This window comes from Paraburkholderia mimosarum LMG 23256 = NBRC 106338 (assembly GCF_000739815.1).
Lineage (GTDB): Bacteria > Pseudomonadota > Gammaproteobacteria > Burkholderiales > Burkholderiaceae > Paraburkholderia > Paraburkholderia mimosarum.
In genome coordinates this window covers 1-13,552 of sequence record NZ_BBJJ01000050.1, presented here as the reverse complement: position 1 = coordinate 13,552, position 13,552 = coordinate 1, and the positions used below count along the sequence as shown (strand labels likewise).

Sequence of the window (13,552 nt, the reverse complement as noted above, 5' to 3'; positions counted from 1 at the left end):
TGCCGCCCCGCACAGGGGCAACGCCTGCATACCGACGCGAACACAAGGAAGGGCAAAAAAAGCGAAAAGGGCGCGCCCAGCCCTCACTGCTGCTTACGCAACGGCACATCCCGCAACAGCAAAGCAAGCGCGAACGAGAAGACCACGACAACCGCGGCCGAGAGATAAACCGTGTGCAGCGCGCCGGCGAACGCATCGAGATATTGCGCGTGGAGGGCGGGTGGCAGATGGCGGATCACCTCGGGCGTGAGCGGCTGCGGCAACTCGACACCGTCAGCCAGCACCTTTTCGAGCCGCGCGTGCAACCCATGCGAGAACACCGCGCCGAACGCGGCCACGCCCACCGAGCCGCCAATCGAGCGGAACAGCGTCGCGCCCGAAGTGGCCACGCCCATGTGCCGGAATTCCACCGCGTTCTGCACGGCGAGAATCAGCACCTGCATCACCATGCCCAGACCGCAGCCGAGCAGCCCCATGTAGAGATACATGAGGTGAACCGGCGTGTCGATCTGCAGGCGCGCGAGCAGCATCATCGCCACGGCCACGAGCGCCGTGCCCACGATGGGAAAGATGCGGTACTTGCCGATCGTGCTGATGATGCGCCCCGTAATGATCGACATCACGAGCACGCCACCCATCATCGGCAGCATCTGCATGCCGGCCTGCGAGGGCGTGGAGCCCTTCACGACCTGCAGATAAAGCGGCAGGAACGTGACCGAGCCGAACAGCGAGACGCCCACGATGAAGCCGATCAGGCTCGCGAGCACGAAGGTGCGCTCGCGAAAGAGCCCGAGCGGCATGATGGGCTCGGCCGCATGCTTTTCCTCGTGGATGAAGCCCACCACGGACACCATGCCGAGCAGCAGCGTGAGCCAGAGGGTGGGCGACGTCCACGGCAGGAGCGAGCCGCCCTCGCTCGTGAAGAGAATCAGACAGGTGAGGGCGGCGGCGAGCCAGCCCGCGCCCATGTAGTCGATCACGTGCTTCACGTGTGCGGCGTGGGGCTTGAACACCGCGCCGATCACCACGAGCGCGATCGCGCCGAGCGGCAGGTTGATGTAGAAGATCCAGCGCCACGACAGATGCTCGACGAGAAAGCCGCCGAGCAGCGGTCCGATCACGGTGGCGATGCCGAACACGCCGCCGAACATCCCCTGGTACTTGCCGCGCTGCGCGGGCGGAATGACGTCGCCGATGGCGGCCATCGTGACGACCATCAGGCCGCCGCCGCCAATGCCCTGCAACGCGCGCAGCACGATGAGCTGCTCCATGTTCTGCGCCACGCCGCACAGCGCCGAGCCGATCAGGAAGATCACGATGGCGGCCTGCAGGACGATCTTGCGGCCGAACAGGTCGCCGAACTTGCCATAAAGCGGCACGACGATCGTCGAGGTGAGCAGGTAGGCCGTGACGACCCACGAGAGCCGGTCGAGCCCGCCCAGCTCGCCGACGATGGTGGGCAGCGCCGTCGAAACGATGGTCTGGTCGAGCGCGGCCAGCAGCATGACGAGCAGCAGCGCCGGAAACAGCAGCCGGATGGGAGGGTGGCCGAGCGCCTGGCCAGCGGGGGCCGAGGGCGTCGGCGGGGTTCCGGCGGGATGCTTCGTGCTGGAGTCCATCGCGTGCATGGTCTTGAAATTAATTAATGTGGCGATTAATATTAGGGTAATTATCCCAGTCGGTCAAAATTCAAATCGTTACAAGATAAAACAGCATGAAAGCGCCAGAACCTTCCCGGGACCGCGCTGCCGGTGCGCCCGATCCGGCGCCCGCGCGCGGTCCGGGCCGCCCGAGTGGCAGCCCGGGCGGCGCGGAGCAGCGCACACGGCTCATCGAGGCCGCGCTCGCGCTATTCGCGCGTCACGGCATCCTCGATACGTCGCTTGCCGCCATTGCTCGCGAGGCGGGCGTCACACCCGCCATGGTCCACTACTACTTCAAGACGCGCGACCAGCTAATCGACGTGCTCATCGACGAGCGCTTCGTCCCGTTGCGCGAGGGACTCGGCGACATCTTCGTGGAGCATCGCGACGATCCGGTGGCCGCGCTCACCGCGCTCGCGCAGCGCTTCGTCGCGGTGGGGCAGCGCTATCCGTGGTTTCCGCCGCTGTGGGTGCGCGACGTCATCAGCGAGGGCGGCGTGCTGCGCCAGCGCATGCTCGAGCGGGTTGGCCGCGAGCACCAGGAAAAGGCGCACACGGCGATTGCCCGCTGGCAGCGCGAGGGACGGCTCAACGCGGCGCTCGAACCTTCGCTGCTGTTCCAGTCGCTGATGGGCCTGACGCTGCTCCCGCTCGCCACCAGCCAGATGTGGCGCGGCGATGCGGAGAAACCGTGCGTCGGCGTCGAGGACATCGCGCGCCATGCGGTCGCGCTCATCACGCAAGGCGTGGGGCCGGGGCCCGTCGCCCGCATCGATCGGGGCTGATCGCGGCGCCGCGCCGCGCAGGCGCTGAGTTGGCGCATTTTGTCCCTTTTTGGTCCCTTTTTTATCCCGTTTCGCGGGCACGCGGCGCCGTGTTACGCTGCGTGGCTTCGCGCAACGGCCGGTGTGCCGTGCCCGCGAAACGCACCGCAATGTGCGGCACAAAACGTCTTCCGGTCGAGGTCCGGTCTGCCTTCTTCTTCCGCCCATTCCAGGATAGCGCCAGCCATCGTCTGGTTTCGCGACGATCTCCGCCTCGCCGACCACCCCGCGCTCGCGGGCGCCGCGGCGAGCGGTCTTCCGCTGATCTGCGTCTGGATCCATGATCCGCGCGCCTGCGGCGAGCGCCCGGAGGGCGGCGCGGCGCGCTGGTGGCGTCACGAGTCGCTGCGCGCGCTCGAGGCAGCGCTGGCGGCACGCGGCGGGCAACTGCTCCTGCTCCAGGGCGACGAAGCGGCGACGCTCGATGCCCTCGTTACCGAATCCGGCGCCCAGGCCGTGTACTGGAACCGGCGCTACGGTGCGGCGCAACGCGAGGCCGATGGCAAGCTGAAGACCGCGTTGCGCGAGCGCGGCGTGAGCGTCGAGAGCTTCAACGGCCGGTTGCTCAGCGAGCCCTGGACCGTGCTCAACCAGTCAGGCGAGCCGTTTCGCGTTTTCAGCGCCTACTGGCGCGCCTGCCTGCGCATGGGCGACCCACCGCCGCCCGAGGGCGTGCCGGAACGGCTGATTTTTCAACCGCTACCCGCAAGTCTTACCCAGCGCGCATCGAAGCTCGACGATCTGGGCCTCGCGCCCCGCTCCCCCGACTGGTCGGGCGGTTTGCGCCACGCGTGGCCCGCGGGCGAGGAGGCCGCGCTTGCGCGCCTGCGCGCGTTCCTCGCCACCGATCTTGACGCCTATGCCGGCGAGCGCGACCAACCCGGCGAAACGGCGACGAGCCGCCTCTCGCCGTATCTGGCTGTCGGCGCGATCTCGCCGCGCCAGGTGTGGGCGGCGCTCAAGGCGGCGCAGCACGCGCCTGGCGGCGGGGCGGCGCGTCGCGCCGCGAGCGCGGAAAAGTTCGCGAGCGAGCTCGGTTGGCGGGAGTTCAGCCATTACCAGCGCTTTCACTACGCCGATCTGGCAACCCAGAACCTGCGTCCGGCTTTCGACGCCATGCCGTGGCGCAACGACACGGCGGCCTTGCGGGCGTGGCAGCGCGGGTTGTCCGGCTATCCGCTCGTCGACGCGGGCATGCGCGAGCTCTGGCAGACGGGCTGGATGCACAACCGCGTGCGCATGGTCGTCGCGTCGTTCCTCACGAAGCATCTGCTGATTGACTGGCGCGCGGGCGAATCCTGGTTCTGGGACACGCTCGTCGACGCGGACCCCGCGAGCAATCCGGCCAACTGGCAGTGGGTGGCCGGCTCGGGCGTGGACGCCGCGCCCTGGTTCCGCATCTTCAATCCAGTGATGCAGGGTCAGAAGTTCGACACGCTCGGCGCGTACGTGCGGCAATGGGTACCCGAGCTGGCGGGCCTGCCCGATGCGCTCGTGCACCAGCCGTGGAAGGCGAGCGCCCAGCAACTCGAAGCGGCAGGTGTGCGCCTCGGCAAGCATTATCCGCAACCGCTCGTGGAACATGAACTGGCGCGCCAGCGCGCACTCGAAGCCTATGCGCAAACGGGCGGGGCGAAGCGTCTCGCGGCTTCTAAACAGGGCGGCAACGCGTGAACGCGACTTTCATCGCGCTGTCTTGTGACACCGCTATCGTGCGCCGCGGATCGCCGTGCGCCGCGCACTGGAACTGACGGCATCAGGATTGCTCTATCAAGACGGCCCGCGTTGCGGTGCGCCCGGTTCATATCGGGCTCGCAATCCTTCCGAGGAAGCGAACGGGCAGGACGCTAGAGCAAGAAAGTAATCAGCCTGGACAGGCCCCAGCGAGGCGCAGTTGGCCACGCAGCGACTCACGCGGTAATGGGCCTGACAGACAGAAAGGCATGTAAGCAAAGACAATGAATGCAGTACACAAGCTCGACCGGACGACTATCGTTCTTGTCGAAGACGATCCGCACAGCCGGGCGTCACTGACCTCGCTACTGGAGGCGGAGGGCGCGCACGTCGTGGCGGTCGAAGACGCCGAAGCGGGCGTGGAAGCGGCCCTGAGCCTGCACCCCGACGCCGTGGTCTGCGATCTCGACCTGCCGGCGATGGACGGCTTCTACCTGATCCAGCGCTTGCGCGACTACGAGATTCGCGGCGATCACGCACCGACCGTCGCCGTCGCGCTCACCGGCCATACCGACGAGAGCTGGCGTTTGCGCAGCATCGGCGAAGGCTTCCAGCACTTCATGACCAAGCCGGCCCGCCCCGAGGAACTCGTGGCGCTCCTGAGCGGCGCGATCGACGCGCGCCAGTCGCTGTGACGCAGCGCGCGTAGCTGGCGCTGCGAGAGGCGGGAAACGTGCGGGTGACGAGGCGCCGCGAACGCGGCGCTGCTTCCTGATGCCCGCGCGGCGCGGCGGGCTAAGCAGGGTTTGCTGATGCTTCAGGAGTGCGCGGCGGCTTCGGGCGCCGCGGCCGTGCCGGCTTGCCCGCCTGGGGCGGCCTGGTTGGCCTGGTTTGCCTGGCATTGCGCGCAGAGGCCCTTGAGTTCGATGCCGTCCCCGGCGAGCCGGTAGCCCGCCGCCTCGATCTGTGCAACGAGCGCTTGCCGCAGCTTGGGCTCGTGCAGCTCGGTGACGTTGCCGCACTGCTGGCACACGACGAGAATGCCGTGCTGGCACTGCGTGAGATCGTGACAGACGGCGAACGCGTTGATCGACTCGATGCGGTGAATGAGCCCCGCCGAAAGCAGGAAATCGAGCGCGCGGTAGACCGTGGGCGGCGCCGAGCCCGGATGGATCTGGCGCATTTCGTCGAGCAGCGAATACGCCTTGGTCGCGCGGCCCGACGCGAGCAGCAACTCCAGCACCTTGCGGCGGATCGGCGTGAGCTTTTCGCCGCGGGCGCGGCAATAGGCTTCGGCCATCGCGAGCGCGGACTCGAGCGACGCGCCCTGGGCGCCGTCGTGCGAGTGTGCGTGGCCGTGATCGTGCGCGTGGTCGTGCGCTTCGCCGTGCAAGGCCGTGGCGTCCAGGGACGGTTTTGCTGTCTTCATGCGTGCGATTATACGGGGCGCGCCGGCGGGCCGCCCGCGGCCCGAATCAGTCGTCGCTCAGGTGAGCGGCACGCCGATGTACTTGCGAAAGCCCTGGCGCTGCGCGATGCGCTGATACCAGCGCTCGAGATTCGGCAGCGGCTCGCGCTCCACGCCTTCGAGGCCGAACCAGCGGCGTGCGTACGCGCCGAGTACGATGTCGGCGAGCGAAAAGCGCTCGTTTTCGATGAAGAAGCGGCCGCGCAGATGGTGGTCGAGCAGCTTCCAGAGCTGGCTCAGCTGCTCAAAAGCGGCGGAGATCTGCGCGCTGTCGCGCTGTTCCGGCGGCGTGCGCACGAGGCCGATGAAAACCGGGCGCTCGGTGGGCGCGAGCGTGCTCGTCGACCAGTCGAGCCAGCGGTCGATCGAGGCGCGCACCTTCGGATCGGTGGGGTACAGCACACTCGACGGGCCATACTCCATCGCCAGATAGCGCAGAATCGCGTTCGATTCCCACAGCACGAAGTTGCCGTCCACGATCGTGGGAATCTTGCCGTTCGGATTCAGGGCGAGGTAGGAAGGCTCGTCGAGATGGCCGAACTGGCCGCCGGCGTCGACGCGCTGGAACGGCAGCACGAGCTCATCGCAACACCACAGGACTTTCTGGACATTCACCGAATTGGCGCGTCCCCAGATCGTGATCATTCGTAGACCCCACAGGCGAAAGCCTTAAGTATACTGGACCCAAGCCCGATAAGGGTTTGCGGCCGATTTCGTAGCGCGTGGACGCTACACAGGTGGAAACTATGGAACACGTACAACGGCGGCAAGGCGGGCGCTATGTCTATAGGCGGCGCGTACCGGCTCCGCTCGTCCCGGTCATTGGCAAGCGGGAAGTAACGAAGGCTTTAGGCACGTCGAACCCCGATGAAGCGAAGCGCCTTGCGCGCAAGCTCACGGTAGAACTTGACGAATACTGGCACACGTTGATATCTGCTTCAGCTACAACAAAAAGCGCGCCCCAAAGTGGTGCAAATTTCCTGTCGCACGAGGAACACGGCGTACCGGACGCGAAAGACATTACGTACACGCCAGAGGAAACCACAGCGCAAACGGTACAGAGCGCTATGAACTGGACGGAGTTCCGCGTAGCGGCCATGCTCTCGGCAATCACTGGCGGCGCAGATATAAAGAAGTACACGCAGGCCGCGCAGGAAGCAGTACAGGCCGTTGTGGCGCATACGCCTAGCCATCTGGCCCCCGTAGACCTCACCAGCGGCGCAGAAGCGGTTACGCGGCCCGGTACGGCCACGCTCGCGGACGCCTTGAGGGTTTGGCAGGAAGCCCGCACCCCGGATTTAGCCACGGTGGACAAGGTTGCTACGATTGTGGCGCAGTTCGAAGGTGTGCACGGGCGGCTACCGCTTGTGAAGATCACGGCAGACCACGGGCGACGCTGGCGAGACGATCTCGCTAAGACTGCGGCCCCGAATACGGTACGTGGCAAGCTCGGCTTACTCAAGGCGGTACTAGCTGCTGCGGTGGACGGTGGTCTATTGGACGCGAATCCGCTGCGGGATATCAAGGCGAACACGGCGGCGAAGGGTAAGACCGCGACAAAGGCACGCGTACCGTTCTCTGATGCCGAAGCAGGGCGACTACTCGCCAACCTGCCTACGGGCGAAGGTATGGCCGATACGTGGCGTTACGTGACGCTCATAGCCGCGTACACGGCGGCCCGTGTCGAAGAAATCGCGCAGATTGCCCCCGGTGACGTGAGGCAGGAGAACTACCGAGACGCGGACGGCACGCAGCGCACGACTTGGGTGCTCTACCTCACGGACGAAGGCGAAGGGCAGGGATTGAAGAATGCAACGTCTCGGCGTCGCGTCCCGCTGCACGCAGACCTCATAGACGCGGGTTTTATCGACCTCGTAAAAGCGTCAAGCGGAAAGGCGCGGGTATTCGATCAGCTACGCGCAGACAAATACGGACGGGAAGGCGGGGCCGTGTCCGATTGGTTCGGGCGGTACAAGCACAAGCAGAAGATAGACAACCCGCGTAAGACGTTCCACAGCTGGCGGCATTACGGTAAAGACGTGCTGCGCGAGCAGGGCGTAACAGAACCAGTAGCAGACGCACTTACCGGCCATACTACAGGCAGTATCGCGCGCGGTTACGGCGGCGAGTATTACCCGTTGCGGCCACTCGTAGAAGCAAGTGCGCGGCTTGGCGATGCCATCGGAAGGGTATGGCGGGAAGCTAGGCAATCTACTTAACAACACGAGAAAAATCGGCCCGTGCAGCTTAACCGGGCCGTACTCGTTAACGAGCCGTTAGGGCCATCAAAAGGTACGTGATACCTATAACGAAGTAGAGAACATGCGGCTGCAACAAGGGAGTCATACGAAGCCCATTTCGGAGTTGGTAGGAGTTGTGCGCACGGAACAAATCCTAAACCCTTTCGAAATTTTTCGCACCGTCAAATCGCGCCTGATGTGCCTTCGAAGCTAAGCATTATTGAGCGCTCGTAGGGACTTGACAACGGATTACACTCACCTGCGCGGGGCGCCTTCGCGCGCTTACAGTAACGTGAGCGGATCGACGGTAGGCGTTGGAGTATTCGTAGCGCTCGATACCAACCTAACAAACGGCTTCACGTCCTCGCCAACAAATGAAATTCACGAGACACAAAGGTGAACCAACGCAACCGGGGAATCCTCACAAACTGACACGCGATCAGCATGTTTTCCCGAAAGCCAGCATACAGAGGTTCTACAATCGTCACTCCAAGGTTACAGTAGTCCTTACCCGTGAGAACAGGCGTATTTCGAACGTCGATGCGGGTAGTAATTTGTTCTGCGCTGACCGCGCTTGGGATCAAAGAGCCGAAGCTGGCTATATGGCTAGAATCGAGCGAGAGTTTCAATTTTTGGCGACCCGCGTTTTAGCTGGCGATCTACACTGGTGGGGACTGGAGCATAAATCAATAACTTTGTTTTACGCATTGTGGGAACAACGAGCGCACTACGCTGCGAATCCAGCACCATCAATAAAACTCGCAGGAATTCTGCCAGGAAATGATCTGAGCAAGAACGAGAAAGAAATTCTTGAATCTAAACATTATCTTTACACCGAGGATAACGGCATACCTAGTCGCCAATTCACAGGAATGCACATCCAGCGCCATACAGATTATCGGAGCGCTCAGCTTCGGGAGGTAGAATGGAGCATATGCAGAACAGAAGCGACGGCAGGAGAATTCCTCGTTCCAGACCGTCCAACGGCTTTGTGTATCCCTCTTTCGCCAACCGTGGCACTACTTGGAAATGCTGATATCGACAGAGCGAGCGCTGAGACGGTACGGCTTTTCAACGTCCTTGCCGCAGCCGGAAGTCATCAATTCATCTTTGCGCGCGACTTCTCTCTCTGCTTCCCTAACACAAGATAAACTGCGCCGCCCATCCCCTGAAATTGGCTATGCCTACAGCAGCGTTAGCGGATCGACGGCGAGCGTTCGCGGCTCGTCCGTCTGTTTCTGGCGTGTCAGCCTCGCTAGCATTTCGGTAAGGGTTGGCGGCTGCTCGGGCAATGTAGTTACATTATCGGCCTGCATTGTAGTTACATCGTCATTGGGGGTTGTAGCTACATTATCAATCTGCTTTGTAGCTACATTAGACCGCTTATCCTCGGCCCACGTTGGCAGGCTCCCGGTTAGCGTGCGTGTGGCGTGCCGGTAAGCGGCCTTACCGTTTCTGTTAAGGCGTCCGAAGTACTCTGCCTCGGACGTGTTCCGCTCTAGCGGATGGTTACTACCCATTCAATCTCCTTAGATTAATCTTCCTCATCGCGGCGTGTGCGGCCCTCCAGCTGATCCGCGAATATATCGGCTAACGTTTCCTCATCGGCTGCGGCTTGGACTGCTTTGCGCGAGCGTTCGTCTATCTCGGCTTGGACTCGTTTAGCGTCAGCGACTAGTGCCCGCTGTTGCACGCGCGTCTGTGCGTATTCGCCCAGCAGCTTCCACACCGATCCTTTGGTGCGATTGCACTGCGGACGGTCCCCGCGCCACGTAACCCGTATGCGCTCCCCGTTGAACCACAGCGTAGAGCCGTCAGACCATCGCGGGGCCTTGCTATCAGGTGCGTTCTTATCAACCTTACCGGCTTGGATACGCTTTAAAAAGTGGCCTAATGTCTTGTCCTCGTCACTGTACGCGTAGCCGTGTTGCTCCATTCGTAGCCGCCAGCGTTTAATTCGGTTCTCGTGCTGTTCGCGGCCCCATATCGACACGTTGACATATTCGCCCTGCGCGCCGATGGCTGCTAGCGCTTCAGGAATCAATAGTTCGTGCCGCTGCTCGCGCTTTAGCGCGGGGTCTATACCCTTACCGGCTAACAACGCCTCGAACAGTAGGCCGGGTATCTTGCCTGATCCCGTAAAGGCTGATTGCCCGAACTGCCTGCCGGAATGGATCTTTACAGGCTTGATGCCGTGCAACGCCTCATAATGCTTAGCCAGCGCTGTAAGTGCCTCGTCTGCCTTGCGGTTCAATTCGGCCAATAGCTCGGCTCGGCGTACCCGTTCGGCCATCTTGGCGTGGTCTATCTTCTGGCTCATGGTGTGGATTGCCTCGATTCCGTACCTATCCTACCAAGTAAGTAAGGAAAAATGGTGTGTTTACACCAAAGGATACCATAAGCCCGAAGCGGTGTAGCTACCCCGGTTCTCCATACACTACTATCGACTACGTAGTAAGGAAAAATGGTGTGTTCACATACGCTCATGACTCATGCCCGCACCAAGTACGAACTCCACTGGCTTACCATCGCCAAATACCGGATGCCTCAGCACGAAACCAACCGACCGCTTGCCGGGGTTGATCCGTATCTCTCGCACCTGTAAATCGCTGGGCCAATCACCTTTACGCATGTGGTCTATAAAACTTGGTACTACTGAGTAAAATTCATCAATGTCTATCCGGCTAACGTTGCTCATATCAATACCTCGTTACTTGGGATCGGTCTGAGTTTTGACCAATCGATACGGTCTATCTTTCATCTTCGTAAATGGGCGAACGTCATAGAACAAATCCGCAGTAGTCCTAGCTGCTTTGCGACTAGCGAATACCTGTGTGCTTAGTATCTGGCTGTCACAACGTATCTTCCATGTGGTTATGCGTAGCTGCGCCTCTGGCGAGGCAAGCTCCTTTGTGCTCATGTTCGTTAGCTCCGTGGTGGTGGGCTTAGAGGTTTCCTATGGTGCGGGTGGGGGCGGGTAGGTCAAATTGCGGGGCTTCCGCATGGAGACACCGATACGGTCATCGGCTTAAACCCTAATGTCCAAATAATTCTTAGAAAACGCGCCCAAACCGCAAGGGTCCAAAACTTCATAGCGATAAAGCTAAGGAATCGGCCATAACTGGCCTTTATGACTACCTGGCGTGCTTTGGATTCCTTAGCACGTAAAGCGGCTCCGGCCATCCCTCTAGCGTATGTTCGTCAGCAACGAAGCCCTTAACCTTTAGCACGCTAATGGTGCGCTCGCAAAACAGACGCCCGCCGACATAGCCCCAATGCGCTAGATAGCTTCCCTCGTCATGAAACGGGTTCCCGCAAGTAAGGCATTTCACGAACCGGCCTAGATACCGCGATTGCATGCCACGCTTGGCGGTTTGCACACGGTCTAATTCCTCTGCGGTTTCGAGCATATAGCGCTCGGCTTCCCGTACTAGCTCCGGGTTTGCGCCTCCGTCCATAGCCCTTAGGGCTACTTCGGCCTGCGCTAGTTCGTCCATTAGCGCCTGCTCGTGGTCTACGATGTAGCCGGTATCGCTAGTTTGCGCCGCGCTATCGCGTGCGGCTATCGTTGAAAATGGATTCATATTTCCTCGTTGTGTTGTGCGCGCAAGGGGCGCATACGTGCACGCGTATCCGCCAGCGCGGCCCGCGCCGTGCCCTCGTTATCTCCCTCCGGGCGGTGCACTATCGCCTCAAGGCGTAGCCCGCTGCTCGTGACGTAGGTACGTCGCGCATAGATTTCGAAGCCGTGGCGGCTAAGCGTTTGATGCATGGCCTTCCAGTTGTTACGACTAGCATCCGGCGTATTGATAACAATCGTATTCATTCTTGGTCGTTCCTCTTAGTGGCGCTGGGATTGTGCGCGCTAGGCCCTTAGCGCGATCTCGCGATTACTGCGGCCTTTCGGGTTCATTTCGCGAGCCCTCATCTTAACCGTAAAGATGGCTATGTTTAATGTTTGCGCTTAGACGGGGAAGTTATAGGAATATTCATAGCCATAACTACGCTTAGTCATGCGGGCGCAATCCTTATGCTGATAGAATGGGGCGGGATTAAACGTACAGAGGGTTACGACAATGCCTAGAGGTAGACCGCAGAAGGCCCCGGCACGAGCGCTTAACGTACGCGTTGAGGTAGCCGATTTGGAGAAGCTAGCCCTAATCCAGACGATCACCGGAACGCCTACGGCGGAGGTCGTGCGGGATGCGCTCAAACGCTATATCAAGGCCAACGAGGGCAAGCTAAAGGAAGCAGGCGAAAGGCTAGCGAGCGGAAGCTATTGGGATGCGAAGGAGGGCGACTAAAACGCTACACAGACCGGGTACACGCAGAGCGTAGACCGCTTATCTAAGTTATTGATTTTATTAGATAAAGCGGAGCGTGATCATCCGGCGTTTACTCCTTGCAAGGTAATAGGGTCAAGCGTGGCGCAGCCCGCCACGATACACGATTCTCGCGCGGTATTTTTGAGCGCCCCGCTTTTCGTAGAATAGGCGCTGCATTGCGCCCGGAGTTCCATAGCCTTGCCCGATCCGTGCGGCATCGCTCCCTCGATTCCCACGCGGTCGTTCCGCCGCACAACCCAGAACTCGCCCGAGACCCGTCCATGGCCCGCATTGTTCCCGACGACTGGCAGCATCTCGAAGCCACCGGCGCCGCCGCGCGCGAGCGCGAAACGCTCGCCGCGCTCGCGCGCGGCCTGCCCAATGGCTACACCGTGTATCACGGCTTGCACTGGACGCGCCTCTCCGAAGGCTTTTCGGTGTTCGGCGAGGCCGACTTCGTGATCGTGAGCCCCGCCGGGCGCGTGATGATCGTCGAGCAGAAAACGGGCTTTCTGCGCGAAACGCCCAACGGGCTCATCAAGGCATACATGCAGACCGAACGGAACGTGGCAATCGCGCTGGCGCGCACGGTCGAAGGGCTGCGCCGGCGCTTCACCGCGTCGTTCGGCGCCGGCACGTACGGGCTCGACGAGCTGCTCTATTGCCCCGACCATGTGGTGCGCGAGCCGGCCATCGCGGGCGTGGACCCGGCGCGCATCGTCGATGCCACGCGCAAGACGCAGCTTGCCGCGATCGTCCTCGAAGCCATGCCCGCCGACGAGCCGCGCCTGCCTTGCGCCGCGAAGATCCACCACTTCCTCGCCGACGAACTCTCGCTCACGCCCGACACCAGCGCGCTCGTCGGCGCGGCGGGCACGCTCGTCACGCGTCTCGCGGGCGGCCTCGCCACATGGGCGCGGCGGCTCGAATTTTCGCCGTACCGGCTGCGCGTGATCGGCACGGCGGGCTCGGGCAAGACGCAACTGGCCGTGCAGGTCATGAAGGACGCGGTGGCGCGCGGCGCGCGCACGCTGTATGTGTGTTTCAACCGCCCGCTCGCGGACCATATCGCGAAGCTCGCGCCGCCCGAAGCGAAGGTGGCGACCTACCACCAGCTTTGCGACTGGGTTGCGCGCGACGGCGGCCACGTGCCCGACTTCGAGCGCCCCGGCGCGTTCGACGAACTCGTGCGGCGCTTCGGCGAGACGCCGATCGGCGAGCGCTGGCAGTTCGATACGTTGATCGTCGACGAGGGGCAGGATTTCCAGCAGCCGTGGGTCGGCGCGCTCGAACGCCTGTTGCGGCCCGGTGCGGCGTGGTGGTGGCTCGAAGATCCGCTGCAGAACCTGTACGTGCGCGAGCCGGTCGCGCTGGCGGG

General features: G+C 62.1%; 12 protein-coding genes. 6 read left to right on the top strand and 6 right to left on the bottom strand.

Going from position 1 to position 13,552, the window contains the following annotated elements:
- Window positions 1-83: 83 nt before the first annotated feature.
- Window positions 84-1,619 (bottom strand): MDR family MFS transporter, encoded by a 1,536-nt coding sequence (locus BMI01S_RS26840; RefSeq protein WP_028232027.1) that lies wholly within the window; start codon window positions 1,617-1,619, stop codon window positions 84-86.
- Between the two features lie 95 nt (window positions 1,620-1,714).
- Between BMI01S_RS26840 and BMI01S_RS26835 the strand changes: the two genes are divergently transcribed.
- From BMI01S_RS26835 to BMI01S_RS26825, 3 genes are all read left to right on the top strand, one after another.
- Window positions 1,715-2,428 carry a TetR/AcrR family transcriptional regulator gene (locus tag BMI01S_RS26835; protein ID WP_042291056.1) on the top strand — a complete coding sequence of 238 codons (714 nt, stop codon included), beginning with the start codon at window positions 1,715-1,717 and terminating at the stop codon, window positions 2,426-2,428.
- Window positions 2,429-2,614: 186 nt separating this feature from the next.
- Window positions 2,615-4,141: a cryptochrome/photolyase family protein gene (locus tag BMI01S_RS26830; RefSeq protein WP_028214505.1), complete on the top strand. Its 1,527-nt coding sequence runs from the start codon at window positions 2,615-2,617 to the stop codon at window positions 4,139-4,141.
- A 284-nt stretch (window positions 4,142-4,425) separates the two neighbouring features.
- Window positions 4,426-4,836: a response regulator gene (locus BMI01S_RS26825; RefSeq protein WP_028214506.1), complete on the top strand. Its 411-nt coding sequence runs from the start codon at window positions 4,426-4,428 to the stop codon at window positions 4,834-4,836.
- A gap of 122 nt (window positions 4,837-4,958) precedes the next feature.
- On the opposite strand, the gene BMI01S_RS26820 is transcribed toward BMI01S_RS26825, so the two are convergent.
- The gene (locus BMI01S_RS26820; protein WP_028214507.1) at window positions 4,959-5,570 is read right to left on the bottom strand and encodes a Fur family transcriptional regulator; all 612 of its coding nucleotides are present in this window, start codon (window positions 5,568-5,570) and stop codon (window positions 4,959-4,961) included.
- Window positions 5,571-5,627: 57 nt separating this feature from the next.
- A complete protein-coding gene (locus tag BMI01S_RS26815) occupies window positions 5,628-6,254 on the bottom strand; it encodes a glutathione S-transferase family protein (protein WP_028214508.1) in 627 nt (208 codons plus the stop codon).
- Window positions 6,255-6,355: 101 nt separating this feature from the next.
- Here BMI01S_RS26815 and BMI01S_RS38225 point away from each other — a divergent pair, with 101 nt between their 5' ends.
- Entirely contained in the window at window positions 6,356-7,828 is a 1,473-nt protein-coding gene (locus tag BMI01S_RS38225) for a site-specific integrase (protein WP_051381497.1), read from the top strand.
- 395 nt (window positions 7,829-8,223) lie between these two features.
- Window positions 8,224-9,000, top strand: coding sequence for a hypothetical protein (locus BMI01S_RS41090; RefSeq protein ID WP_154671354.1), 777 nt, complete (start codon window positions 8,224-8,226; stop codon window positions 8,998-9,000).
- Between the two features lie 383 nt (window positions 9,001-9,383).
- On the opposite strand, the gene BMI01S_RS26800 is transcribed toward BMI01S_RS41090, so the two are convergent.
- From BMI01S_RS26800 to BMI01S_RS26790, 3 genes are all read right to left on the bottom strand, one after another.
- A complete protein-coding gene (locus BMI01S_RS26800; RefSeq protein ID WP_028232025.1) occupies window positions 9,384-10,169 on the bottom strand; it encodes a hypothetical protein in 786 nt (261 codons plus the stop codon).
- Between the two features lie 153 nt (window positions 10,170-10,322).
- Entirely contained in the window at window positions 10,323-10,547 is a 225-nt protein-coding gene (locus tag BMI01S_RS41085; protein WP_154671353.1) for a hypothetical protein, read from the bottom strand.
- Between the two features lie 882 nt (window positions 10,548-11,429).
- Complete coding sequence (locus tag BMI01S_RS26790; RefSeq protein WP_028232023.1) at window positions 11,430-11,675, bottom strand: hypothetical protein; 246 nt, start codon at window positions 11,673-11,675, stop codon at window positions 11,430-11,432.
- Between the two features lie 780 nt (window positions 11,676-12,455).
- Here BMI01S_RS26790 and BMI01S_RS26785 point away from each other — a divergent pair.
- A partial coding sequence (locus tag BMI01S_RS26785; RefSeq protein ID WP_042291050.1) for an AAA family ATPase occupies window positions 12,456-13,552 on the top strand: 1,097 nt, incomplete at its 3' end.

What these genes read in the sequence shown, in the direction of transcription:
- BMI01S_RS26790 (WP_028232023.1), bottom strand. Translation starts at nt 11,675, where the DNA reads ATGAATACGATTGTTATCAATACGCCGGATGCTAGTCGTAACAACTGG.
- BMI01S_RS41085 (WP_154671353.1), bottom strand. Translation starts at nt 10,547, where the DNA reads ATGAGCAACGTTAGCCGGATAGACATTGATGAATTTTACTCAGTAGTA.
- BMI01S_RS26815 (WP_028214508.1), bottom strand. Translation starts at nt 6,254, where the DNA reads ATGATCACGATCTGGGGACGCGCCAATTCGGTGAATGTCCAGAAAGTC.
- BMI01S_RS38225 (WP_051381497.1), top strand. Translation starts at nt 6,356, where the DNA reads ATGGAACACGTACAACGGCGGCAAGGCGGGCGCTATGTCTATAGGCGG.
- BMI01S_RS26800 (WP_028232025.1), bottom strand. Translation starts at nt 10,169, where the DNA reads ATGAGCCAGAAGATAGACCACGCCAAGATGGCCGAACGGGTACGCCGA.
- BMI01S_RS26820 (WP_028214507.1), bottom strand. Translation starts at nt 5,570, where the DNA reads ATGAAGACAGCAAAACCGTCCCTGGACGCCACGGCCTTGCACGGCGAA.
- BMI01S_RS26835 (WP_042291056.1), top strand. Translation starts at nt 1,715, where the DNA reads ATGAAAGCGCCAGAACCTTCCCGGGACCGCGCTGCCGGTGCGCCCGAT.
- BMI01S_RS26825 (WP_028214506.1), top strand. Translation starts at nt 4,426, where the DNA reads ATGAATGCAGTACACAAGCTCGACCGGACGACTATCGTTCTTGTCGAA.
- BMI01S_RS41090 (WP_154671354.1), top strand. Translation starts at nt 8,224, where the DNA reads ATGAAATTCACGAGACACAAAGGTGAACCAACGCAACCGGGGAATCCT.
- BMI01S_RS26840 (WP_028232027.1), bottom strand. Translation starts at nt 1,619, where the DNA reads ATGGACTCCAGCACGAAGCATCCCGCCGGAACCCCGCCGACGCCCTCG.